The sequence below is a fragment of the Lysobacter sp. SCRH-1R genome, from assembly GCF_057747855.1.
This window is the reverse complement of record NZ_CM173227.1, coordinates 1,431,832-1,452,564: the sequence shown is the minus strand read 5'-3', so window position 1 is coordinate 1,452,564 and position 20,733 is coordinate 1,431,832. Positions and strand designations below refer to the sequence as shown.

General features: G+C 65.6%; 36 protein-coding genes. 7 read left to right on the top strand and 29 right to left on the bottom strand.

Annotated features, from left to right (window positions below):
* Positions 1-62: 62 nt before the first annotated feature.
* The 19 genes from AC3ANK_RS06695 to AC3ANK_RS06605 form a co-directional block, all read right to left on the bottom strand.
* On the bottom strand, positions 63-278 hold the full coding sequence (locus tag AC3ANK_RS06695; RefSeq protein WP_484172493.1) for a DUF1799 domain-containing protein: 216 nt from the start codon (positions 276-278) through the stop codon (positions 63-65).
* Between the two features lie 92 nt (positions 279-370).
* Positions 371-673, bottom strand: coding sequence for a phage tail assembly chaperone (locus AC3ANK_RS06690; protein WP_484172492.1), 303 nt, complete (start codon positions 671-673; stop codon positions 371-373).
* Positions 673-1,341, bottom strand: a complete 669-nt coding sequence (locus AC3ANK_RS06685; RefSeq protein ID WP_484172491.1) for a phage tail tube protein — start codon at positions 1,339-1,341, stop codon at positions 673-675. Before AC3ANK_RS06685 ends, AC3ANK_RS06690 begins: the two co-directional genes overlap by 1 nt.
* 75 nt (positions 1,342-1,416) lie before the next feature.
* A complete protein-coding gene (gp17, locus tag AC3ANK_RS06680; RefSeq protein ID WP_484172490.1) occupies positions 1,417-1,773 on the bottom strand; it encodes a tail completion protein gp17 in 357 nt (118 codons plus the stop codon).
* Positions 1,770-2,288 carry an HK97 gp10 family phage protein gene (locus tag AC3ANK_RS06675; RefSeq protein WP_484172489.1) on the bottom strand — a complete coding sequence of 173 codons (519 nt, stop codon included), beginning with the start codon at positions 2,286-2,288 and terminating at the stop codon, positions 1,770-1,772. The genes gp17 and AC3ANK_RS06675 overlap by 4 nt, the downstream gene beginning before the upstream one ends.
* Positions 2,285-2,641 carry a head-tail adaptor protein gene (locus tag AC3ANK_RS06670; RefSeq protein WP_484172488.1) on the bottom strand — a complete coding sequence of 119 codons (357 nt, stop codon included), beginning with the start codon at positions 2,639-2,641 and terminating at the stop codon, positions 2,285-2,287. Before AC3ANK_RS06670 ends, AC3ANK_RS06675 begins: the two co-directional genes overlap by 4 nt.
* The gene (locus AC3ANK_RS06665; RefSeq protein WP_484172487.1) at positions 2,638-3,117 is read right to left on the bottom strand and encodes a head-tail connector protein; all 480 of its coding nucleotides are present in this window, start codon (positions 3,115-3,117) and stop codon (positions 2,638-2,640) included. Before AC3ANK_RS06665 ends, AC3ANK_RS06670 begins: the two co-directional genes overlap by 4 nt.
* Positions 3,118-3,120: 3 nt before the next feature.
* Positions 3,121-3,405 carry a hypothetical protein gene (locus AC3ANK_RS06660; RefSeq protein WP_484172486.1) on the bottom strand — a complete coding sequence of 95 codons (285 nt, stop codon included), beginning with the start codon at positions 3,403-3,405 and terminating at the stop codon, positions 3,121-3,123.
* Between the two features lie 65 nt (positions 3,406-3,470).
* Positions 3,471-4,715 carry a phage major capsid protein gene (locus AC3ANK_RS06655; RefSeq protein ID WP_484172485.1) on the bottom strand — a complete coding sequence of 415 codons (1,245 nt, stop codon included), beginning with the start codon at positions 4,713-4,715 and terminating at the stop codon, positions 3,471-3,473.
* 3 nt (positions 4,716-4,718) lie between these two features.
* Positions 4,719-5,555, bottom strand: a complete 837-nt coding sequence (locus AC3ANK_RS06650; RefSeq protein WP_484172484.1) for a head maturation protease, ClpP-related — start codon at positions 5,553-5,555, stop codon at positions 4,719-4,721.
* Positions 5,533-6,789, bottom strand: a complete 1,257-nt coding sequence (locus AC3ANK_RS06645; protein WP_484172483.1) for a phage portal protein — start codon at positions 6,787-6,789, stop codon at positions 5,533-5,535. The genes AC3ANK_RS06650 and AC3ANK_RS06645 overlap by 23 nt, the downstream gene beginning before the upstream one ends.
* Positions 6,790-6,805: 16 nt before the next feature.
* Positions 6,806-8,539, bottom strand: a complete 1,734-nt coding sequence (locus AC3ANK_RS06640) for a terminase large subunit (RefSeq protein WP_484172482.1) — start codon at positions 8,537-8,539, stop codon at positions 6,806-6,808.
* Positions 8,539-8,850 carry a hypothetical protein gene (locus AC3ANK_RS06635; RefSeq protein WP_484172481.1) on the bottom strand — a complete coding sequence of 104 codons (312 nt, stop codon included), beginning with the start codon at positions 8,848-8,850 and terminating at the stop codon, positions 8,539-8,541. The genes AC3ANK_RS06640 and AC3ANK_RS06635 overlap by 1 nt, the downstream gene beginning before the upstream one ends.
* Positions 8,851-8,942: 92 nt before the next feature.
* The gene (locus AC3ANK_RS06630; RefSeq protein ID WP_484172480.1) at positions 8,943-9,257 is read right to left on the bottom strand and encodes an HNH endonuclease; all 315 of its coding nucleotides are present in this window, start codon (positions 9,255-9,257) and stop codon (positions 8,943-8,945) included.
* A 114-nt stretch (positions 9,258-9,371) separates the two neighbouring features.
* Positions 9,372-9,752 carry a hypothetical protein gene (locus tag AC3ANK_RS06625; protein ID WP_484172479.1) on the bottom strand — a complete coding sequence of 127 codons (381 nt, stop codon included), beginning with the start codon at positions 9,750-9,752 and terminating at the stop codon, positions 9,372-9,374.
* Positions 9,749-9,937 carry a hypothetical protein gene (locus AC3ANK_RS06620; RefSeq protein WP_484172478.1) on the bottom strand — a complete coding sequence of 63 codons (189 nt, stop codon included), beginning with the start codon at positions 9,935-9,937 and terminating at the stop codon, positions 9,749-9,751. Before AC3ANK_RS06620 ends, AC3ANK_RS06625 begins: the two co-directional genes overlap by 4 nt.
* The gene (locus AC3ANK_RS06615; RefSeq protein ID WP_484172477.1) at positions 9,937-10,494 is read right to left on the bottom strand and encodes a lysozyme; all 558 of its coding nucleotides are present in this window, start codon (positions 10,492-10,494) and stop codon (positions 9,937-9,939) included. Before AC3ANK_RS06615 ends, AC3ANK_RS06620 begins: the two co-directional genes overlap by 1 nt.
* Entirely contained in the window at positions 10,491-10,661 is a 171-nt protein-coding gene (locus tag AC3ANK_RS06610; protein ID WP_484172476.1) for a hypothetical protein, read from the bottom strand. Before AC3ANK_RS06610 ends, AC3ANK_RS06615 begins: the two co-directional genes overlap by 4 nt.
* A 170-nt stretch (positions 10,662-10,831) precedes the next feature.
* Positions 10,832-11,035, bottom strand: a complete 204-nt coding sequence (locus AC3ANK_RS06605) for a hypothetical protein (protein WP_484172475.1) — start codon at positions 11,033-11,035, stop codon at positions 10,832-10,834.
* Positions 11,036-11,165: 130 nt separating this feature from the next.
* Here AC3ANK_RS06605 and AC3ANK_RS06600 point away from each other — a divergent pair, with 130 nt between their 5' ends.
* Positions 11,166-11,747, top strand: coding sequence for a hypothetical protein (locus tag AC3ANK_RS06600; protein WP_484172474.1), 582 nt, complete (start codon positions 11,166-11,168; stop codon positions 11,745-11,747).
* 3 nt (positions 11,748-11,750) lie between these two features.
* Here the strand turns inward: AC3ANK_RS06600 and AC3ANK_RS06595 are convergent, their stop codons facing one another.
* From AC3ANK_RS06595 to AC3ANK_RS06580, 4 genes are read right to left on the bottom strand one after another with little or no spacing between them, the layout of a single operon-like run.
* Entirely contained in the window at positions 11,751-12,185 is a 435-nt protein-coding gene (locus AC3ANK_RS06595; RefSeq protein WP_484172473.1) for a hypothetical protein, read from the bottom strand.
* Between the two features lie 8 nt (positions 12,186-12,193).
* Positions 12,194-12,442 (bottom strand): hypothetical protein, encoded by a 249-nt coding sequence (locus AC3ANK_RS06590; RefSeq protein ID WP_484172472.1) that lies wholly within the window; start codon positions 12,440-12,442, stop codon positions 12,194-12,196.
* Positions 12,439-12,948 carry a hypothetical protein gene (locus AC3ANK_RS06585; RefSeq protein ID WP_484172471.1) on the bottom strand — a complete coding sequence of 170 codons (510 nt, stop codon included), beginning with the start codon at positions 12,946-12,948 and terminating at the stop codon, positions 12,439-12,441. The genes AC3ANK_RS06590 and AC3ANK_RS06585 overlap by 4 nt, the downstream gene beginning before the upstream one ends.
* Positions 12,945-13,355: a hypothetical protein gene (locus AC3ANK_RS06580; protein WP_484172470.1), complete on the bottom strand. Its 411-nt coding sequence runs from the start codon at positions 13,353-13,355 to the stop codon at positions 12,945-12,947. Before AC3ANK_RS06580 ends, AC3ANK_RS06585 begins: the two co-directional genes overlap by 4 nt.
* Positions 13,356-13,390: 35 nt before the next feature.
* On the opposite strand from AC3ANK_RS06580, the gene AC3ANK_RS06575 reads away from it, so the two are divergent.
* The gene (locus AC3ANK_RS06575) at positions 13,391-13,927 is read left to right on the top strand and encodes a hypothetical protein (RefSeq protein WP_484172469.1); all 537 of its coding nucleotides are present in this window, start codon (positions 13,391-13,393) and stop codon (positions 13,925-13,927) included.
* Here AC3ANK_RS06575 and AC3ANK_RS06570 read toward each other — a convergent pair.
* The 6 genes from AC3ANK_RS06570 to AC3ANK_RS06545 form a co-directional block, all read right to left on the bottom strand.
* A complete protein-coding gene (locus AC3ANK_RS06570; protein WP_484172468.1) occupies positions 13,924-14,484 on the bottom strand; it encodes a hypothetical protein in 561 nt (186 codons plus the stop codon). The genes AC3ANK_RS06575 and AC3ANK_RS06570 overlap by 4 nt on opposite strands.
* A complete protein-coding gene (gene dnaB, locus AC3ANK_RS06565) occupies positions 14,481-16,001 on the bottom strand; it encodes a replicative DNA helicase (RefSeq protein ID WP_484172467.1) in 1,521 nt (506 codons plus the stop codon). The genes AC3ANK_RS06570 and dnaB overlap by 4 nt, the downstream gene beginning before the upstream one ends.
* A complete protein-coding gene (locus AC3ANK_RS06560) occupies positions 16,001-16,978 on the bottom strand; it encodes a hypothetical protein (protein WP_484172466.1) in 978 nt (325 codons plus the stop codon). Before AC3ANK_RS06560 ends, dnaB begins: the two co-directional genes overlap by 1 nt.
* Position 16,979: 1 nt before the next feature.
* Entirely contained in the window at positions 16,980-17,162 is a 183-nt protein-coding gene (locus tag AC3ANK_RS06555; protein WP_484172465.1) for a hypothetical protein, read from the bottom strand.
* 2 nt (positions 17,163-17,164) lie between these two features.
* Entirely contained in the window at positions 17,165-17,788 is a 624-nt protein-coding gene (locus tag AC3ANK_RS06550; RefSeq protein ID WP_484172464.1) for a hypothetical protein, read from the bottom strand.
* A gap of 79 nt (positions 17,789-17,867) precedes the next feature.
* The gene (locus AC3ANK_RS06545; RefSeq protein WP_484172463.1) at positions 17,868-18,110 is read right to left on the bottom strand and encodes a helix-turn-helix domain-containing protein; all 243 of its coding nucleotides are present in this window, start codon (positions 18,108-18,110) and stop codon (positions 17,868-17,870) included.
* A gap of 151 nt (positions 18,111-18,261) precedes the next feature.
* Between AC3ANK_RS06545 and AC3ANK_RS06540 the strand changes: the two genes are divergently transcribed.
* The 5 genes from AC3ANK_RS06540 to AC3ANK_RS06520 all read left to right on the top strand — a co-directional run bounded on the left by AC3ANK_RS06540 (position 18,262) and on the right by AC3ANK_RS06520 (position 20,731).
* Positions 18,262-18,726 carry a hypothetical protein gene (locus AC3ANK_RS06540; protein ID WP_484172462.1) on the top strand — a complete coding sequence of 155 codons (465 nt, stop codon included), beginning with the start codon at positions 18,262-18,264 and terminating at the stop codon, positions 18,724-18,726.
* Between the two features lie 961 nt (positions 18,727-19,687).
* Positions 19,688-20,107: a hypothetical protein gene (locus AC3ANK_RS06535; protein ID WP_484172461.1), complete on the top strand. Its 420-nt coding sequence runs from the start codon at positions 19,688-19,690 to the stop codon at positions 20,105-20,107.
* The gene (locus AC3ANK_RS06530) at positions 20,104-20,328 is read left to right on the top strand and encodes a hypothetical protein (RefSeq protein ID WP_484172460.1); all 225 of its coding nucleotides are present in this window, start codon (positions 20,104-20,106) and stop codon (positions 20,326-20,328) included. Before AC3ANK_RS06535 ends, AC3ANK_RS06530 begins: the two co-directional genes overlap by 4 nt.
* Complete coding sequence (locus tag AC3ANK_RS06525) at positions 20,325-20,558, top strand: hypothetical protein (RefSeq protein WP_484172459.1); 234 nt, start codon at positions 20,325-20,327, stop codon at positions 20,556-20,558. The genes AC3ANK_RS06530 and AC3ANK_RS06525 overlap by 4 nt, the downstream gene beginning before the upstream one ends.
* Positions 20,555-20,731: a hypothetical protein gene (locus AC3ANK_RS06520; protein ID WP_484172458.1), complete on the top strand. Its 177-nt coding sequence runs from the start codon at positions 20,555-20,557 to the stop codon at positions 20,729-20,731. The genes AC3ANK_RS06525 and AC3ANK_RS06520 overlap by 4 nt, the downstream gene beginning before the upstream one ends.
* Positions 20,732-20,733: the final 2 nt, after the last annotated feature.

The following is a 20,733-nucleotide window of genomic DNA, read 5'->3' as shown; positions in this document are numbered from 1 at the left end:
GAACTGCGACGTATCGACGACGATGTCGAGTCGGGCGGTGCCGACGCTGTCCTGTGCCATGCCTACGTCTCGTGGATGCGCGAAAGCGCCTCGGCCTCAATCACGCCGATGCGCCACATGAAGTCGTCGAAGTCGTCGCCGGAGATGCCGAGCTGGTCCAGCTCGCGGTAGACGACGGTGTAATCCAGTCCTACGGGTCCGCCGGCGCCGGTGCGCCACTGGGTGGAGATCCGCCGGAACAGCTGGATGGGTGCCCAGTTCTCGGGCCAAACGTCCACTTCCGGCTCCGGGTAGTGCTTCGGCTTCAACCCGGTGCCGGCGAGGTCCGCTTCACTCGGGCGCTTCCAGTAAAGCGCCCGAGTAGCGGCGATCAGTTTTTTTCCGCTTCCTTCCGGCGCGCGCGATGGAAGCCCGTGAGCAGGATGTCCACGATGCCCGGGTATTCGTCCTCGAACTCGCGCACGCCCTCCTCGGTGAGTTCGAAGTCCGTGTCCCAGGACTCCACGAGGAACGGGATCAGCGCGCCGAGCGACGCGCCGCCCTCGAGCAGCGCCGTGATCTCGGATTGCTTCCGGTTGTGGTACGTGACGTTGAGCTTGTCGGTCGAACCCTGACCGATGATGGTCAGGGTCGCCGGGATGGTCTTGGGGGCGCCGCCCTTCTTCAGGCTCATCAGGCACCTTCGACGAGCGTGGAGGAGTTGAGGGCGGTGAACGTCGCGGTATTGCCCATCGGGTTCGCCGCGGTCAGCGTCGGATCGCCGTCGAAGGACAGGTAGCCGTACCAGTACATCGTGTCGCCACCTTCCGGCAGGCGGCAGCGCAGCACAATCGGCTCCTTCTTCGCGTCCGCCGCCTTCGCAGCGGCATACCAGGGCAGCGACGGGTCGAAGAACAGCGGGATCGTCAGCACCTTCGCCGTCTTGATCGTCGGCACGTTGATCTGGCGGCCACTGCGATCCTCGAGGAAGCGACCGGTCCAGTACTGCTGCTCGCCGCCACTGGTGGACACGTCGCCCTGCTGGCTGAAGTCCACGAAGCCGGACGCGACGGCAAGCTTCAGAGCGGCTTCGCCGACCGGGTACAGGTCGGTGTCGGTGGAATCGATGCCCCGCAGCTGCACCGTGTCGGTCGCACCGACCGTGACAGTGCCGGACTGCGACACGCAGTTGTTCAGACCCGGCCAGGCCGAGGTCATCACCAGCACGTCGCCCTCGTCGATCGTGCCGGTGGGCACGGTGGCGACCGCGGGATTCGCGTTGGAGACCGCCGAAGCGCTGACCGCCGCGGCGAGCAAGGTGGAAATGCCGAACACGGCACCGTCAGGAAACTTCAGGCTCATGGGATGTTCCTCGGGTTGCAGATACAAAAAACCCGGCGCGTGGCCGGGGCGGAGAAATTGCGACGCGGAATCGCGTCAGGGGTCGGGATACCAGATCCCGAAATCCTGTCGGGTGCCGTAGATCTTCATCTCCGGCTCGTACAGGGCCGTTGGCGCGCCGAACGGCTCGGCGATCAGCGGGCTTTCGCACAGCGCCTTCTCGGCGGCGCGCGCGATGGTGTTCGTGTCCAGTCGCCGCTCGCTCCAGACGTGCAGTTGGATGCGCGCATGGCGATGGCCGGGCATCTCGCGATTGCTGAACCAGAGCGCTCGCCCGCCGACCTGCTGCCAGAACATCAACGGATATTCCGGCACGTCTGGCGGAACATCGGGCGTGAATCGCCCACCGACCAGCGGACTCCACAGCGCGAGGAGATCTGACTCGAGGCTCACACGAATTCCTCATCGGCCGGCGTGTACGCGTCCACCAACAATTCGGCGAAGCGCTCGCGGCCGCGCTCGATCATCACGACCTGCACGTGCTCATGCATCGCTTCGAACGCTGGGCGCAGATACGGCTCCGCCGGGATCCACTTCGGCTGCTTCAATGGAGCGCCGGTGTACCACTCGCCGTCCTTGCCTCGGTAGCGTGCATTCGTCTGCCAGTGCCCGAATTCCGGCCAATGGCCGTGCGGCGCCTTCTTGCTGTTCCAGGTGACGGAGTACACGACCACCTTCTCCGTCGATTCCTTGTCACGGTAGGCGAGGTAGATCGCGCTGCGCAGCAGGCCGGGCGTGATGCTGCCGCCATCGGCGGTGCCCACCGGCGCGCGCGCCTTCGCCTCGTCGCGGAGCACCTTGCCGCCGTCGACGGCCATCGAGCGCGCGAGCTGCTGGCGCATCGGCCCCTTCAGCAACGCGAACATTTCGTTCCACGCGCTGAAGTTGGTTTTCGCCGAGATCGTCATCCGAGGCTTCCGCCCTGCTCGCACAGCAGGTACGCCTTCTCGCGATGCTTCAGGTCGCGCACGAGCCCTGTGATCTCGAAGGCCAGATCCTCGTGCACCGCGCGCATGCCGGCGTCGATCCCCAACGCCTTCGCGGTTTCGTATCGCACGAGGAAGCTGTACCGCGCGATCGAAGTAGGCACTCCACCTTGCAGGCTTGAGCGGATCGCGCCCAAGCCGGTCTCGTTCGCGATTCCGGCCCAGATGTCGTCCACCTTCTCCCACGTGTCGATCGGCTGGCCGGCGGCGTCATGGCCAGGCACCCGCTTCTCAATGCGGACCAACCGATTGAGCTCGCCGGCGCGCAGGCTCACGGCATCATCACCCGACGGTACGGCCGCAGCAGCGTGCGCGCGCCGAGCGGGATTTCCGCCACTGTCACGCCGACGACCACGTCCTCCCGGTTCGCGAACAGATGCCCGAACGTGAGCAGGATCGCGGAAACGATGCTGTCGTTCACCACGATGCCGTGCAGCGCCTTCGCGACTGCAGCCTTCGCCTCCTCGAACTGCACCGCCGCCAGTTCAAGCGCGGCGACTTGCTCGGCCTCGTCGACCAGCGCTGCGGCCGCTGCGACTGCCGCGTCGTAGGCGGCCTTTGCGTCGCCCATGTCGGCGGCATACGTCCCGCGCGCGGCATCCAGCGCTTCCTGCGACTCGTACACGCGCCGGTTGAGGTAGGCCTGGGCAGCGTCCTCGGCGCCCTTCAGAGCAGGCTGGATCTGCGCCTCGGGGAAACCCGCGCCCTCGCGAACGTGGGCGCGCGCCTGGTCGAGCGTGACGAGCGGCATCGTTCAGTCCTTCTTGCCTTCGGCCAGCGCCGCGCGGAGCTTGTCCATACCCCAGCGCTTGTCGAACTTGATGCCGGCGGCGTCGAGCTGCGCCTGCAGTGCGGCCTTTTCGTCGCCCTGGTCGTCGCCGTCGCCGTCGTCGTGCTCTTCGTCCGACTCGTCCTCGATGGCGCCCAGGCTCTCGGCACCGGCGACCAACTCCGGCGGGCATTCGTCACCGGCGGCGAATTCGGTCGGGTAGATGTCGCCGTCCCGCACGCCGCGGAACGTCTTGATGAACTTCCTCATGGATCCTCCAGGGAGAAGGCGGCCGTAGCCGCCTCCTCGTTCGGGCCATCCTCAGCGGACAGCGATCAGGCGGCGATCTTCAGTGCGCGCATCGGCTCGGGGTTGTGCACGCCGCCGCCCACGCGCTTCGTCGTGTAGAACTGGACGAAGGGCTTGTTGGTGAACGGGTCGCGTAGGACGCGCACGCCCACGCGGTCGTAGACCGTATAAGTCTGCTTGAAGTCGCCGAACAGCGCGGCGATCGCGTTGGCGGCGACGTCCGGCATCGCGGCGACTTCGCGGATCGGGTATCCCGCCAGGGTCGCCGGCTGACCAGCCACGAACGACGGCTGCCATAGGTAATTTCCGTCACCGTCCTTCAGCTTCCGCACCACGCGCTGCGTATTGCGGTTCATCGCGAACTTCGCATTCGCGGTGAAGGCGGAAGGCAGGTCGTAGATCAGGTCGATCAGGCCGTCGGAGGTGATGGTCGCCGCGTCGCCGCTGTTCACGGCCTCGATCGCGCCGAAGGGGTGCTTCGCCGCGTTGGCTCCACCGGTGACGTAGGTCAGGATGCCGAACGGCTTGTTCGCGCCGTCGCCGCTGAAGAACGCGGTGCCCTCCTGCTTCGCGAACTCCAGCTCGACCTCGCCGGCCAGCCACGCCTCCAGATCGATCTCGGCGTCATCGAGGATCTGCTGGGTCGCTGCCGGGTTGGCGTAGATCTCGCCCCAACCGAAACCGAGCGATGCGAACTGGCTGGTGTTCGTGGCCGGGCGCGCGGTGGTCTCACCGACCCAGCCCGACGACGTCCCGCCCATGTTGAACAGCTTCGTCAGGCCAGCGCCCGAGACCCGCTGCACCGTCGCCAGTTCACGCATGTCCGACAGGATGGTCAGCCTGTTCGTGATGGTGCGGTCCCACTCGACCGGCGCGAGATAGCCACCTTCCGCGTCCGCGCCCTTGTTCAGCGACGCGCTGACTGCGCCCTTACTGAAATGTGCGCGGAACGCGTCGGAGTATTCGGCATCGACCAGCTTCGACCCGCCCGGGCCGCCGCCCATCTGCGCCGCCGCCAGCTTGGTGTTCGCCTCGTCGACGGCCCGCTGCAGGCGGTCGATATCGGCGTTGATGTTGTCGACCTTCAGCGCCTGCAGCGCGTCGGCGTTGCCCTTCTTGATCTCTTCGAGCTGGGCGGTGTGCTCGGCCTTGAAGTCGGCGAAGGCCTTGTTGAGGGTTTCGATCAGGGCCTTGACGCCCGGATCGGTGGCGCCTTCGGCACGCACAGCCTGGATGCCGCGCGCGATCGGCGAATGCTTGAGCAAGGTCATGGTTCAGCCTCGGATGTTGGTGATGAGGTTTTGCAGCAGAGCTGCGGTGTCGTCGCCAGCGCGCGGCATGGCGGGTTCGGCAGCGCTCGGCTTGCCGGTGAAAAGGGATTTCAGGGTGTCGCGCCGCTGGGATCGGGAATATCCGGATCGAGCCAGCGACGCCTCGACCAGCGCGAGCGCCTTGCGGTCACCCTTCGCGCTCGCCTCTTCGGTAACGGAATCCCTTTCGAGCACGCTGTCCGCGAAACCGTCTTCGATCGCGCGCGACGTGCCGATCCACGTTTCCGCATCCATGAGCTTCACGATCTCCGCAACCTTGATGCCCGTGCGGTTCGCGTACAGGTTCGCCATCTCGGCGTCGAACGGCGCCAGGAATTCGGCCGTCTCGATGAAGTCGTGGCGATTTCCGATAGCCACGCCCCACGCGTTGTGGATCATCAGGAACGATCCTTCGCCCATGCGGATCTCGTCGCCCGCCATCGCGATGATGGAACCAGCAGACGCGGCGAGACCGAGGATGTTGATGTTCACCTGGGCCCGGTGCTGCCGCAGCGCGTTGTAGATCGCCACGCCTTCGAAGAAGTCGCCGCCGGGCGAATTGATGTTCACCGTGACGTCGCGCTGGCCGATGCTGCGCAGCGCCGCGGCGATGCGCTTGACGGTGATCCCCTCGCCGTCCCACGTCGCCCCGATGGGGCCGTAGATGGAGATGGTCGCCTCGTCCTCGCTGGCCGCGCGCACCTCCGGCTTCCAGCGCTCCACGGCGTCCTGCCGCATGTCGAAGTTCAGTCCTTCGAAATGGGCGTCGGCCCGGATCTCAGGCAGCTTTCGCAGGCTCATTGCTCGGTCCCTTCTGGGTCATCGGATTGCGCAGCAGGTCGGTGCCCGGCTGTTCGGATTCGGGGTAATCCAGCAGCTCGCGCACTTCGTTCTGGGTGTGCCACGGCGCGTGGCCGCCGGCGCCGAGCGCCTTGGCAAAGAACTCAGCCTGGTCCTTCAGCGTGCCGCGCATCAGTGCGCGCACGTTGAACTTCGGCTGGTAGCGCTCGAGGTCGCGTTCGGACAGCAGGGTTCGTGCCGCTGCCTGCTCCCAGTTCGTGAAGTGCTCGAGCATCGTGTACTGCAGGAAGAAGATGCCGAGCTGCTCGATTCCGGTGCCCCAGCTGGTGTCGTCGAGGAACAGCAGCGGTCGCGGCACGCCAAACAGGCGCGCGATCTCCTCGACCTGCGCGTTGCGGTTTTCGACGTGCTGCGCTTCTTGCGCCGTGATGCCGAACTTGTTGGCTTTGGCGCCTTCCTCGAGGATCATCCAGCGCTGCGCACTGCGCGCGCCGGCGAATTCCGTGTCCAGCGAGTCGCGCATGCGACCGTAGGCCGTCTCGCTGAGCGAGTCCGGCGTCTCGATCGCGCCGCCCGCCATATTGCCGGTCTCGAAGATCCGGCTGGCCGCGCGCTCGGCATCCAGTGCCAGACGAATCGCGCGGTCCGCGAGCTTCATGCGCGACAGGCTCGTGACGCCGTCGGTGGACAGGTCGCGCAGGTGGAATACCTCCTCCTGCTTCAGCTCAACCACGCCGCGCTTCTTCGAGCTGTAGCGGTAAACCATGCGCCAGTCGTCGGCTAGCTCGGCCTGCATGGCCGTGCTTTCCAGCGGAATCAGGTGGATAGGTCGGCCGGCAGACCACACCACGCGCGCGTACGCGTCGCCGTGCCGCTGCTTCGACAACTCCATCTGGCGCTTGAACTCGAGCGGCGTCTGCCACGAATTCGGCTTCACCTTCAGCAACCGGTGGACCGGGTGCTCACTGGCGATCCGCTTTTCCGGACCGGACTCGATCAGGTTCAGCGGCAGCATGCCGACCGTGCCGCAGATCAGCGAAATGCAGCGCAGCACCGCCATGTTTCGGAGTTGGAACCCAGCCCCCTCGCCAGCTTGGCCACAGCGGATGAACTCCAGCAGCCGCGGATCGTCGAGGCCGGTGAAGGTCTGGCTTCCGGTGCTGGCCTGCGGGCGCGCACGCGCAACTTCCCCGCTCCAGAAGCCTTCCAGCGCCTGGATGTCGTCTGCGTTCATGCGTGCCATGGATTCCTCAGATGAAGCGAATGCCGCGCGTCTCGTACACCGACGCGCCCTTCGCCGTGGGATTCAGACCCATCAGCGACACCGCGTTGAATGTGGCCATGAGCGGGTCGATCTTGGCCGTGCCGCTGTTTTCCTTCGTGATCGTGGTCGCGCTGCCTTTCACCTCTGCCCTCGCGTTAGCCACGCACCACGCCATCAGCTGCTGCTCGCCATGGACGAGCTCGCCGCCGGCGATCGCGCGCTCAGTCGATTTGATGGCGCCGTTGAGCTTGTAGCCCTGCGGGACAGCAATGATCTGGCCGCCCGACCCGGCGGTGATGCCGCGTTCCTCGGTGGTCAGCTCGTCGACGATGTCGTTGATGCCCACCGGATCGACGCCGATCGCGAGCTTCTCCGGGAGCAACCCAGCAGCTTTCACGCGGCACACGATGTCGGCGACCTGCACGACGTCCTCGCCTGGCAGATCGACGATTGTGAGATCGCCCTGCCGCTCGAGTTCGAGCAACTTCTCGGCGATGTCCTGCCGCCGCTTCAGCACGATGCGATGCGCCCAGGCGTGCGCCCAAAGCAGCCAGCGGCGCGTACCGCGTTCGCGACCGATAACGGCGAGCCCCAGCAGATCGTCCAAGCCGCCGCCGTCGATCCCGACGGTGACGACCTCGCTGCGATCGATCAGCGAGTCGAGAGTGATGGTCGAATCGCCGCGCTGCACCCAGAACTCGGCGCCGGCCCACGTACCGCCGACGTTCTCGCTCGGCGGCACGTTGAGGCGCTTGGCCAAGAACACGCGCAGCGACTGGCCGCCAGCGGACTTCGCCTCCTCGAACTTCCGCAGCAGATCATCGGGGTCGACCGAGGCGCCGTAGTTCGGGTTCACGAGGTGGAACGTCGCCGGGTCCAGAAAGGCCTTGGACTTCAGCAGGTCTTCCGGCCACTCGTACAACAGCGGCAGAAAGTACGGAGCGTGTACCTCGCCGTCGCGCACCTTCCGCGCGAATTCCAGCTTCGCCTTGTAGATGCCGACCGGCTCGTCGTCGGACTCGGTGGTGATCGAGATGACGACGCCTTCGGGTCGCGAAGCCTGGCCGCCAGTCGCCTCGAGCATCATGTCCTCGGCGCCCTTCCGCTGCGCCAGCAGCCACAGCTCTTCGAAGATCACGAACGCCCAGATCTTGCCGGCGATCGTGTCCGTGTCCGCGGCGTACACCCGGCAGCTCATGCCGGTGACCCGGTGCGTGACCGTGCGGATGTTGGGCTGGACGTGGAACAGATCCGCCATCTCCGGGTCCGCGGCGATCGCGTCCCGGATCGGCTTGAAGACGTTGTCCGCCGTTTCCTTCGTGGGCGCGATGACCGCGCCTTCATTAGACTGGCGCCAGTTCAGCACCATCAGCGACAGCATCAGCCCTGCCGCGATGCCCGACTTCCAGTTCTTCTTCGGGATCTTCAGCAGCACCTCACGGATGAGGCGCTCGCCGGTCTCCACGTCATAGGCCCCGTGGACAGCCGCGGCAATTTCAGTGATCCAAGGCCGGCAGACCTGCCCGTAGGTCGGAGCGACAGCACGGCCGTAGTCGTCCAGTTCACCATCGGGGTTCGGAATGCCGACGGCGCGCAGGCTGTTGAACACGGCCAGACCGAGCTCGGCCTGCTCCGGAAAGATCGGAGCACAAGGCATCAGCGAACGCCCTTCGCGGATCCGCTCGCGCCAATCAGGGCAGGCTGTTGTCCAGGTCGGCATTACTTCACCGCCACCAGCCGTGGGCGACGCGGCGGCGGCATCGGCGCCAGCGATCGTCCGCCGATCACCTCGCGCGCCTTCGCGTTCGCCTGCTCCTTCTTCCCGAGCGGCGCACCCTTGCCGGTCTTCTTCAGCGCGAGGGCGGCGGCCATCCGGTCCTTGAAGTCGGCGCGCGGGTCTTGCATCACGGCCTTCAGGAACTCGTCCGGATCGTCCGTCTGGTACGCCTTCGCCTTCGTCTTGCGCGGCTTGGCCGGCTTGCGCCCGGCCCCATCACGGCGGCCTCCGCTTCGCCCTTTCACGCCGGCCATTTGATTTCCTCGTACCCGAAAAATAATCGCGAATGGGGGGACAGCCGGTTTACTGGAACCGACCGGGCTGGACTTTCGATCCCCCCCTGCCCTCAGCGCGGTCGCTGTCCGAGGTCGGTTCTGGTCTTGGCCTCGTGGCACCCATCGGCGCCGATGCACAGCACCTGGCAGTTCTCGTCCGTGTCCGAGCCGCCGTTGGCCAGTGCCACGACGTGATCGAGCTCGAACCCATGTGGATACGCCACCAGCCGGCCGCACCCAGCGCAGTGCGGGTTCCTCGACCAGATGCGCAGCCTGCGGTTCTGCAGCGTGCGACCGGTGATGCGACGCTCACTGGCGGTCGGCACGGCCTGCACCCTGCTACCCAGCGACGCCACCTTGGGACGCAGCGCCTTCAGCCTGCTCACTTCCCGCTCCGGTGCTTGTCCAGGCAGTCGGCCGTCTCGGCCCGCTTGGTCTCGCTGTCCTCGTACGCACCCACTGCGCCCGTGTAGGCCTCGGCCCAGCGGCGGTAGTCGTCGCTATCGGGCGGCGGCGGCGGGCGCAGGGCAATCGCTCGTTCGCTGCAGCCTGCAGGCGGCACGAACCGCTCGGTCGTAGGCTTCCTGAGCGACGCGCAGGACGTCAGGGTCAGCACCAGCAGCAGGGCGAGGATCGGCCTCGATGCGTTCACGGATCTTCTCCTGTGCGGCGCGGGTGCGCTCGCGGGTTTCGGCGCCCTGCACTTCCACCTTCTCGGCGGTGTCCCTGCTGATCGCCGTGCTGGCCTTGGTCGCCTTGGCATCCGCCTTCAGCTCGCGCACTTGGGCGCGCGGCTCGCTTCCGCCCTTCCAGTACGACAGGCCGAGGACGGCCAGCGCGACCAGGAGGACCGCAAGCAGGATGGTCGTGCGGATGCTCACCGGTCGGCCTCGGGCTTCGTGACGAACGTGTCGCCCACGTTGCCGGCCAAGTACAGGCCCAGCAGCCACTTCGTGTAGTCGATGAACTGCTCAGGGGTGATCAGGCCCAGCGCGAACGCCGTGGTGGCCATTAGCACCAGCGCGCAGGTCAGGAGGAACTTCCGGCTGGCGTAGCGGGTATCCATCACAGTGCTCCCATGCACAGCGTGTATTCCGCCTGCCGGCGATTGGCCAGCCCGCGGACGAATCGGTATTCCCATGAGCCATCAGGCAGGCGGCGGCCGGTCTTCACGTAGCTCCACACCGGACGGCCCGCGTCCGACCGGTATAGGCGCTGGCATCCCAGCTCCCACTCGCCGGCGTTCCACGCGCGCATCGCCGAACTGCCGCACGTCGCCGAGACGCCGAAGTTCCAGGCATGCGACGTCGCGGCGTCGAACACGGTCTGCGACGGGTTGCGGGAGAAACAGCGCAGCAGGTTCGTCTGCACCGCGACGATCGCGCGCCGTTCCTCCGCTTCGCACTTCTCGGCAGACCAGGTCTCGCCGACGATGATCGGCGTGCGCGTCACGTGCTTGGTCAGCCCGCGGCACACCGTCGGCAGGCCCTGCGCGAGCTTGTCCGCGTACACGGTGAGCTGCGTTCCATCCTCCCAGCGGCCGAGGAACGCGTAGACCACCGCCGAGCACAGCACCAGGCCCGCACCAATGCCGGTGCCGACCTTGGCGCCGTTCGCGTTCATCCGGCGCGTGCCTCGCGCAGCTTGCGGATGAAGCGCCAGACCTTCTCGCCAATGAGGATCAGCGAGTAGACGGCGGCCAAGAACGCCGCGATTGTCGGCCAGTTGAAGCCGGCCAGATACGAAGCAACGAAGCCGACAGCGGCCGTTCCGTTCGCGGTGTCGATCACGCTTCCCCGCACAGGCCTTCCCCTTGGTTGAATCGAGTGAATCCGGCCAGCGCCGCGCACGCCGACTCCCCCGAATCGACGGGCAGCGCTGACCGGAAGAGGTGCCCGGCGTACCCTTGCGGGCAGCAACGACGGCGACGAGGACCGCGGCCGGGCAAAGAGGGTTGTCGCTACTCGGTGGCGTCCGGAGTGAACTGCATCAGCTTCACGGCAACCGGCCCGAGGTTGAGGGTCCATTCCGCGTGCCACATGCCCGGACTCGGGCCGAGCTTCCAACGGCCGAACCCGACGCCGAAGCCCCACAGGTGACGCCATCCGCGCCACACGTACTGCCCGACTTCGATCGACAGGTAGCGCCAAGGCATGCCGGACATCGGATCCTCCAAAGCAAAAGCCCCCGGCTCTCGCCGAGGGCTTCTATTGCATCGTGCCTGAAACGATACCCTTTCGAGTCAGACTGTCAACGGGATTCCCGGATGTACCATCCGACAAAAGGAGGCACCCATGAAGATCACCCCGGCACTCGCTGACCAGATCTTCTTCTGGTCGAACGTGGTTCTCGTTGTCGGTGCAGCCATGGCGTTGCTGGGGACCTTGGGCAACGTGTGGAGCGGCGGCCTTCGTGACAAGTTTGCGGACGAACGCATCGCGCTCAACGAACGGCGAACCGCGGAGGCAAACGCCGAGGCCGCTACAGCAAAGCTCGAACAGGAGCGGTTGAAGTCGGAGATGGCTTGGCGGCGCGTGTCGGTCACGCAGGCCCACATCCTGGTCGAACGGCTCAAGGGCAGCGGCCTGGAGCCATGGGTCACCTACGTCGGAAGCGACCCCGAGAGTCAGCTATACCGCACCGAGATCAATGAAGTGATGCGCGCCGCCGGCCTTACAACTAAGTTCTTCAGCGGCTACGAGATGGCTGTCGGCTTGGGTGTCAAGGGCGGGACCGTCGAGCAGCGGGAGCTAGTGATCAGTGCCTTCGCGGCAGCCGGTATCGAGGTCTGGGACAAGGCCAACGATAAGCCACTCATGCCCGGTGAGTTGGAGATCATCGTCGGAACCAAGCCACCGCCGAACTTCCAACGCTGACGGTCAGGCGGCTCGAGCGAGCCCGAGCAACACACCACGAACCTCGGCCAGTCCGAGTTCGTGCTCCGAGAAGTACTTCGCGCGCGAGATGCAAGGCATGGCGTGGCCGAGTAATAGTTCGTTCGCGGTGTCGAACCTCTCGACGCCGCGGCGCCCTCGCCCACAGTAGTACGCCCGCAATACCACTGCGCGCGGCAAGTTGTACCGCGCGATGTCGCAGACGATGTCCTCGATCTGCTGCGGCATCGGCGGAATCTCGAGCGGCTTGAAGCCGGTGACGCGCGGCGGCATTTCGCCCTTGTGCTCGATGAGAATCTGCAGCATGTCTTTCGACCGATGCCCCAGGTACTCGCAATCACGGTGCAGCGCGAACTCCCGCCCCCATTCCTCAAGGCGGTCCCGCACGTAGACGCCGAATGTGTCGACCTGTTGGGCCATGCTTCCCCCTATGCCGCCTTCTTCTTGAACTGCTTCGTCAACTGGTCGTTGATGTGGAACACGTCGTCGCGCAGGTCCGCCAGCGTGACGTTTCGGTCGTAGGTCCCGATCTCGGTCAGGTGGCTCGCGCGGACGTCGTTGCTGGCCCACACGACCCTCCTCCCCGTGGTGAGGTAAAGCGTTCGGCGCCTGGCAGGCGGCATCTTCGTGAGCATCACCCACGCCTCTTCGATCTGGATCTCCAGCGGCTCGCTCACGCTGCCTTCCTTGCGACCTGCTCGGTCAACTCCGACCACAGCGCGATGAGCAGCGCGTCCGCGCGGCCGACGTCCTTCTTTCGCCGCAGCTGGTCGGCGATTTCGGGATAGCGCTGCAGCACCATCGTGCGTGCGGCGTCCTTGTCGCAGCCGGTGAGGCGCAGGTACTTCTTCCACGTCTGCGGCGGCACCTCGATGAACGGAATTCCCAGCGCGCCGACCACGCCGCGTGCGGTGCCGTCGGCCTGGCCGAAGCGGAAGCCGCTGGTGACGCCCTGCTTTGGCAGCGCGTTCACCTGCTCGAACACCGCGATCACATACGCGCCGGGGTGCTGGGCGATCAGCTCGCGCAACTGCTTCCCGAGCGAGAACGGATCGACCTGCTCACCGCCGGCCTTGCGCGTCATGGTGGGCATGTCGATGAAGCCGGCGGGCCTGCCGTCGGCGAGCGCGGCGACGGCGCCGGTCTGGCCGGGGTCGATGCCAAGGGTCAGGCGAAGGGTCATGCTGCGTTCCTCAGTCGAAGTTGCGCGTCCTGCCATTGCTGCCAGGCCTCGGTGCCGATGCCGGGGAAGCCGACGAGCACGTCGGCGGTCCAGATCCGGAACTCGCGCGCGTGGTGTTTGAAGCTGGGGCCGTACACGGCGCGCATCTGGTCGCGCGACCGTCCCGGGAGTTGGTCGCCGTCGTGGTGCCAGGCACCCATCGCGACGACGGAGTCGTGCCCGAGTTGGCGCTGGCCATGCAGGTCGCCGAGATTTCGGTGGTGGATCTGCGTGCCGCCGCACTGGCCAGCCCACGCGGGCTGCAGGCCCATGCGGATGCGGAAGCGGCAAACGACACAGCCAAGCGAGCGCGCCGCGTCGTGGTACGCCTGTTGGGTCCGGGTCGGGTTGCCGATCGCCCTTCTCATGCTCATGATCCCCTCAACTCAGCGGGGGGAAGGACATGGATTGCAGCGTCGTTGGATGGTGCGCACTGCCGTTGGATGCGCAGGCTGCTTGGATTCAGGCCATCTTCTCCATTATCGGCATCGGCGTCGCCATCGCCATACCAGCCGCCCAGCACTATCTGGATCGGAGAGATCGCATTGAGCAATCGGAACTCGTATCGCGAAGCATGGCGATGGCACTGTTCGCCGACTTCCAGGTTATCTCGGCACGCCTCAACAAGGTCTGGAGCCATGAGCATCAAGATTCCTTTGAAGGCATCGACTCCCCGCCCTTGGGCGCGTTCACTCAAACGGCTCTCGAGCTTCCCCCGCACCTTTTGGCCATGTCCGATCGATTGCATGAGCTCGGACCAGCAAGCGCTTTTGCGCAGAAGTGCGTTTACTGCATAACCCGAGCGCGTGAGTTCGTTACCACCCTCGAGAATGGGCAGCGCGTAATCTTCGACAAGGAGAGTTTCTATTCGCGCATGTGGGACGCCCACGGAGCGTGCGCGACTGTGCTCAACACGATCGATGGCATGTTTGACCATTAGCGTTCGCCTTCGATCATCAGCGCCATTTCCTCCACCGCGTGCGCCGGCATGCCGGGCCACAGATTGGCCGCGATCCAGTCCGTCACGCCCTTGAACAGTTCCTCCGCGCGCTCCTGGCTCATGTCGTCGAAGGCCATGGATTCGGGAACCTTCACCGGGCGCTCGCCGAGCGGGATCTCCATGCCGCCGAACCGGAGCGTGCCCATGTCCACCGTCATCTCCTCGCAGCACACGCCGGCCTCGCGCTGCACGCGCTTGATGGCGCCGTGCGCATCGAGGTGATCGAAGCCGGGCGCGTGGTCGACGAGCAGCTGGCCGATGGCGTGCATCAGCCGGTGGAACTTCACGTTGCGCGGCTTCTTCAGCTCGGCTCGCACTTCGTCGCCGGCGTGATAGCCACGCTCCTTGCACTGGCGGCGATCGAACGGATGCGACGCGACCAGCGCCAGCCGCTCTTCACCGGTGTCGAGGACGGCCACGCGCATCCACGTGAAGTGCAGCGGCCGGCGCGCGTGGCGAGCGGCGCGCTTGTTCACAGCCTTCGGCTTGGCGCTCACTCGTCACCCGCCGCCGCGGCGCGGCCCCTGCCCTGACCAAACTTCGACCGGCGCGCGCGTGGCGCTTCCGCCAGCTCGTATACGGGCTTACCGCCCTCCCACTCGCCGAAGCGGTAGCACGGCAGTTCGTGCTTCACGTACGCAGTACCCGTCGCGCCGCTGCGCTGCTTACCGATGATCACCTCCAGGCAGCCAGGCGCGTTGCTCGCATCGTTGTAGTAGTCGTCGCGGTACAGGAACAGGATCAGGTCGGCGTCCTGCTCGATCGCGCCGGACTCGCGCAGGTCGGCCATCGTCGGGCGCTTGTTCGTGCGCGTCTCCAACGATCGATTCAGCTGGGACAGCGCGACGACCGGGCACTTCAACTCTTTCGCCATCAACTTCAGGCCGCGCGAGATCTCGGCGATCTCGTCGTTTCGCTTCTCTCCCTTCCCCGAGCCTTGCAGCAGCTGCAGGTAATCGACGACGACGCAGCGCAAGCCGCGACCGCCGTTCTTCTGGTACTCCCTGTGCATGCGCCGCGCGCGGTGTCGCACTTGATGGATCGTCAGGTCCGAGCTGTCATCGACGGCGATAGGCAGCGCGCGGATTTCCGCAAATGCAGCCGTGACCTTCTCCCACTCGTGGTCCTCGATGCCGCCCTCCTGCATCAGGCGGTCCAGCGGAATGCCAGTGCGCGAAGAGACGCGGCGCATGATCAACTGCTGCCGCGCCATCTCGGGCGAGTACACCGCCACCGGGCCTTCGTTCTCCGCTACGTAGAACGCGATCTCTTGGCCGCCAACGCTCTTACCCATGCCCGGGCGGCCCGCGAGGATGATCAAGTCCGTGTCGGCCATGCCGCGCACGAACCTGCGCAGCGCGCCCCATGGCAGGGGGATACCCGGCGACCTCGTGCCGTTGTAGCAACCCAGCAGATCCTCGTACGCGTCCTTCAGCCCGGCGCGCATCAGCACCAGACCGCCGCGATCACGGTCGGCGGTGCTGGCCAGCTGGGTGATGTTCTTCTGAGCCTCGGTGAGGATCTCTCCCGTGTCGCGCCCGTTCGGCTGGAAACCGTCGTTGACGATCGTGGTGCCCACGTCGATTAGCTGCCGCAGGATCGCCTTGTCGCGGACGATCTCGGCGTACGCGGTGATGTTCGCCGCCGACGGCGTGTTGGTGGCCAGCTCGATCAGGTAGGCGCCGCCGGCGACTTCCTCGCTCAGGCCCTGCGATTCGAACCATTCGCCGAGGGTGACCGCGTCGAACGGCCGGTTCTTCTCGGCCAGCTCTCGAATGGCGCGAAAGATCAGCGCATGGTCGCGGCGGTAGAAGTCGCTGTCGCTGAGCTGGTCGGCAATCTGCTCCCACGCATTCGGCGCCAGCATCAGGCCGCCGAGGACAGCCTGCTCCGCTTCGATTGACTGCGGAGGCAGCCGCAGCTGTTCCACGCGCGAATCGGTCGCCGGCACGTGTGCGCGATCGCGCGGCGCGTACAGTGCGCCCAGTCGCTCGACTTCGGCCTGCGCATCCATCACGCGGCTTCCTCATCGGCCGCGGCGCGGTCGTAGATCTTGAGCATCGTCTTGCGCCGGGTCAGCAGTTCGAAGTCCGGCGTCCAGTTCTCGTGCCCCTTACCGCCGCCTTGGCGGCCGGAGTAGAAGTCGTCCTCGAGCACAGCAAGGAAGTAGTCCGCCCAGAACTCAGGCGTCACCGTCGGACCGCCGTAGCTCTCCAGGCAGATCTCGCGCGCGACGCTCAGGCAGCGCTCGACTTCCTTCTGGCGCACATCCTTCCCGACGCTCAGGCGAACAGTCGGCATGCGACCGCCGTTCGGCTTGACGAGCTTCGACGCGTTGAACGCCTCGATGGCTTCCTTCGTGACCTGGGCGAGGCGCTGGGCGCGCGTAGCGCCAAGGTCCGCCGGTTTCGGTGGCGATGCGGCGCCGCCATGCAGGTCGAGTTGATCAGCGCCGGGGGTCTTCGGCGCAGCCGAGGACGAAGGAGACGAAGTCTCCTGCTTTTGCTTTTCTTCCTGCTCTTGTTCCTGTTCCTGTTCCTGCTCCTGATTAGGCATACCCTTCGGGAAGGCTTCCCGGAAGGCTTTCTGAAAGGCTTCCGTCATGCCTTCCGCAAAGGCTTGAGCGCGTTGCAGAACAAGGGTTTTCAGCTTGCACTCGGGCAGCAGATCGATGGCCGCACCCCACGCTTTCACCACGTTCGGGGACTCGGGCGGGTTGTATTTCAGGAAGCGAGGCAGGGCCACCAGGCAGGCCCTTTCGTCATGCTCTGCCATGCCCTTCCGGGAGGCTTCCTCGAAGGCTTCCCGGAAGGCTTCCGGCGTCCAACCAATCTCCGCCGCCAACCCGGGCAGCGTCGCGCGCATCGCGCCGAGCGCCGTCATGTTCGGATGCGTGAGAAGCATGAAGAACATCAGCTTTCCGGCGTCGGACAGAGCGCGGAACTTCTGGTCGTTCCAGATGCGAGGGTCGATCTTTCGATAGCGCGCCACGTCACGCCACCTTGTCGAGCGGAAGCTCGGGTTCTGCCTCGGGATGCCGGCGCAGCCACGCGGCGCGATCCTGCGCGGCCTGCTGCGAGGCGAACACGGCTTCCTCTTCGTCGTTCAGCGGGCCGCGCGCGAGAGCCTCGCGCTGGCGCTGCACCACGGCCTCCCTGTGTGCGCGGCTCGACATGCTCACGCCCTCCGCAGTTCGGTGACGTTGGTCGGCTCGGCCTGCGCATCGAGCACGACGCTGGTCAGCCGGCCGTGCAACTGCAGGCCAGCGGTGAGCAGTTCGCCCAGCTGTTGCAGCGCCGGGCCGATGTGCGGCAGGTCGGCGCGATCGACACGACCGTCGGCGAAGATTGGCGCCAGCGCGGCCGCCGACTCCCCCACTTCACGAAGCAGCGTTGCCAGGTCGGCGGTCTGCTCGGCGGGGGAATCGGCGGCGCGGGGATCACGCACCGGCACATGGCCGCGGCGCGCGGCGAGATCCTGTTCGCAGCGATCCCGGTATGCGTCGGGAAGGCAGGCCACCCACGCATCCTCGAGGTCGGCCGGGAATGTTTTGACGTCGCCCTTAATCAGACGGTTGATGCGCTGCCAGTTGTGCTTCTCGGCAGCCTCCATGCTCTCCCCGGTGTCGCCGAGTTCGCGGATGTCGATCGCGCGCGATGCATACGGCGTATCGGCTAGATAGCGCTTTGCTACCTCACGGGAGAAAGGAAGGACGGACAGCGCCTTTTCGTCGATGGCTTGGCGCGTGTGGCGAAGCACCGTTGCCGAACGGGTCTCACCAGGGGGAAGAAGGTTATTCATGGCCTTGGCCGGTCTCATGCGGTGAGATGGCGTCATGGAGACGCCGATTAGAAATCGTGGGATTCGCTGTAGACGTCCATCAGGCGGCCCGCTGCGTGGCGTCGTCGTCATTTGCCGGCGGCGGGACCTTCTTCGGCGGTTCAGTGCGTGCTGCATGCAATGCGTGGAGAAGCACCGCCGAATCACCCGTTGGGGATTTGGTTCGCCCCTGCTTGATATCGCTGACCCCTTGCGGGGATAGCCCGATGGCGCCCCCGATGGCGGTCAACGACCACCCCCAGGATTCGAGCTCCTTGATTCTTCCGGCCCAGGTCGTCTTCATGCCCGCCAATCTATGGCATCCCATAGGGCCGCGTCAACGGCATGCCATAACGGAATTCCGTAAGACTCCGCCAATGACTGTTGGGCAGCGAATACTCAGAGCGCGCGAAGCCAAGGGCTGGTCCAGGCCCCAGTTGGCAAAAGAGTCTGGCGTGCCCTACCCGACCCTTGCCGGCCTCGAGAATGGGGACCAGCAAAGCTCGTCGTGGATCCCTGCGATCGCTGCCGCCACCGGGGTCAACGCGCTTTGGCTCGCCAGTGGAAAGGGCCCAATGACGGGCGGAGCACCGTCACGACAGGCCCAGTCTCATTCCGGGCGATTCGACCCCGATATGGTCTCTGACACGATTACCGCCCTTCTCCGGGTGATGCGACGTCGCAATAAGCACGCCAGTATCGACCTAGAGGATCCGATCGATGCCGAAATGTTCTGCCAAGCCTACGAAGCAATGCTCGAGGTGGATGAGCAGGCAGATCGCATCGAGGCCGGGGCGGTGATTGCTGACCTAGTTGCAATCCGGGAGGAAAAGCGAAGTGCGAGGGGACAGGGGGGAACGGATCAGCAAGCTGGTGGCCCTGATCGAATCCAAGCTCGAAAAGCAGGCGCCAGCACCTAAGCCTCAGCTACGCATAGTCCAGCATGAGCCGGCTCGACGGAACGTCATGCTGGATGTGGTGACCAGAGAGTCACACGTAAGGATGATCGGGCACATTCGTCGGCGTTGGGGCGAACCCATCCAAGTGATCATCGATCAGGCGTGCTTTGGCATTGGATCCATCGATCAGCTCGGTGACGAGCAACTGTTGCAGTTGCACAGGGATATGGAGCGCGCGTCAGAGTGCTTGCGCGAGGGAATCACATTTGAAGACGCAGGCCTTGTGCACTCACAGTTTGCCTAGGAGCAGATCATGAGAAGGGAAATCGTGGCTGCGGCGCTCGCGTTGTCGGCGACCGCCCCGACATTGGCCATCGCCCAGCAGTCGACTTGCTACTGCGATGCGCAATGCGATGCGATGTGGACGGAGGCCGCGTCTGCTGTTCAACGCCTCAGCGGCATGCGAATCAGGCTCGCCACAGACTCGATCCTGGAGACGTACCCACCACGCATAGGCATAGTTGCGACCGCCTACAAAAGGGCGCTGGGCGAAGGCAAGTATGAAATAGCACCATCGTTCCAGCCCAATCCATCAACGGATTCCCTAGTCAAACTTGCGCGAGACGGTGAGGGTCTGTTCCATGCGTCACTAGCAACAGCCGGACGCCGCGTCACGTGCGAGGTTGCGCAGTCTTCGATCGATCAACAGCATCAACCTGACGGCACCACGTCAGCTGGCGCCGGCGCAACGAAGCCGGCATCTACCTACTTCCTATGCCCGGATGGTGCTCGCTACTACTTGGCTGACGAACAGGGCCCAGGCTGCTACCCAGGGCCGCCGCGCGACTGATCGCTCGCCGGACCGATCAGGGGTTCTAGACGCCCGATGGGCGGATCTATGGAATCCCATTGACAACCGGAATTATGGGATGCCATAGTTCGCCCGTCGCCCTTCGGGGCAGTCCCAAACGGACGGACGGGCATGAACCAGATCAACTTCGAGCCGACGACCGCCGAGCAGTACCGCGCGGTCCGGTACGGCATCCACCGCAACGCGCGCGGGAAGGACATCGCTGAGGCGAACCGCCTGGCCGACGCCGACCTTGCGCAGTGGCGTGCGGAGCGCGAAGCAGCGGTAGCAGCCGACGCGCTGTTCGCTGCACACCCGGCCTTCGCCCTCGGCGAAGTGGCCGAGCGACTCCTTGAGGAGATGCGGGAAGCCGACGACCGCGTAGCGAGCCTCGTGCTTGCCGCGGCTGCCGCTGGGCTGCACGACTGCGCGGCCGAACTTCGCCGTGCGAGTTCCGGCTTGATCGCCGCCTGCTGCTCGCTGCACACCTGCCGCACCGACACCGACTTCGCCCGCCTCCGCGGCGCACGTGTCGAAAGGAAGGTCGCGTGAGCGCCGTCGTCGCCCTCCCCCTCCAGCAGCCCACAGCCGACCAGCTGCTCGCCGAAGCGCGCCGCGCGTACCGCAACAGGGCGTCGGCGAAGCGGAAGCTCGCCCACCTGCGCACCTACCGCAGCCAGAACGCAGGCATGCGGTACGAGGCGGACCAAGCCCTGCGCACTCTCCGCAAATCCGAAGAGACGCTCGATCGCGTCCTGGGCGGTGGCGCATGAACACGGCTGAGCAAACCGCAGGCGCGCTGCTGCTGACGCCTTCGCTGGAATTGACCCTCGTCCAGCGACTCGCCGGCGTGATGCCGTGGGTGTCGCCGGAATCGCGGGCCGACCTCGAACGTGTGCAGGAGGGGGTGCGCACGCTCGTCGTTGCGAACCGCCATCTCGCAATCGAACTCGCGAATGCCCGCGACGAAATCGAGCGCTTGCGCTCGAAGGCGGCCGCGTGAACACGAACCCGATTTTCTCCCGCCTCGCCGCCGACATGGCGCGCATGGGCCTCGCCGACGACGAACAGCGCGCCGGCGAAACCCTTCCCTCCCACCAGACCCAGGCCAAGCCTGCGGCGCGCGAGGCGGATCCCATCCAGTACCTGTACGGCCACGCTGGCCAGGAGCTCTGACC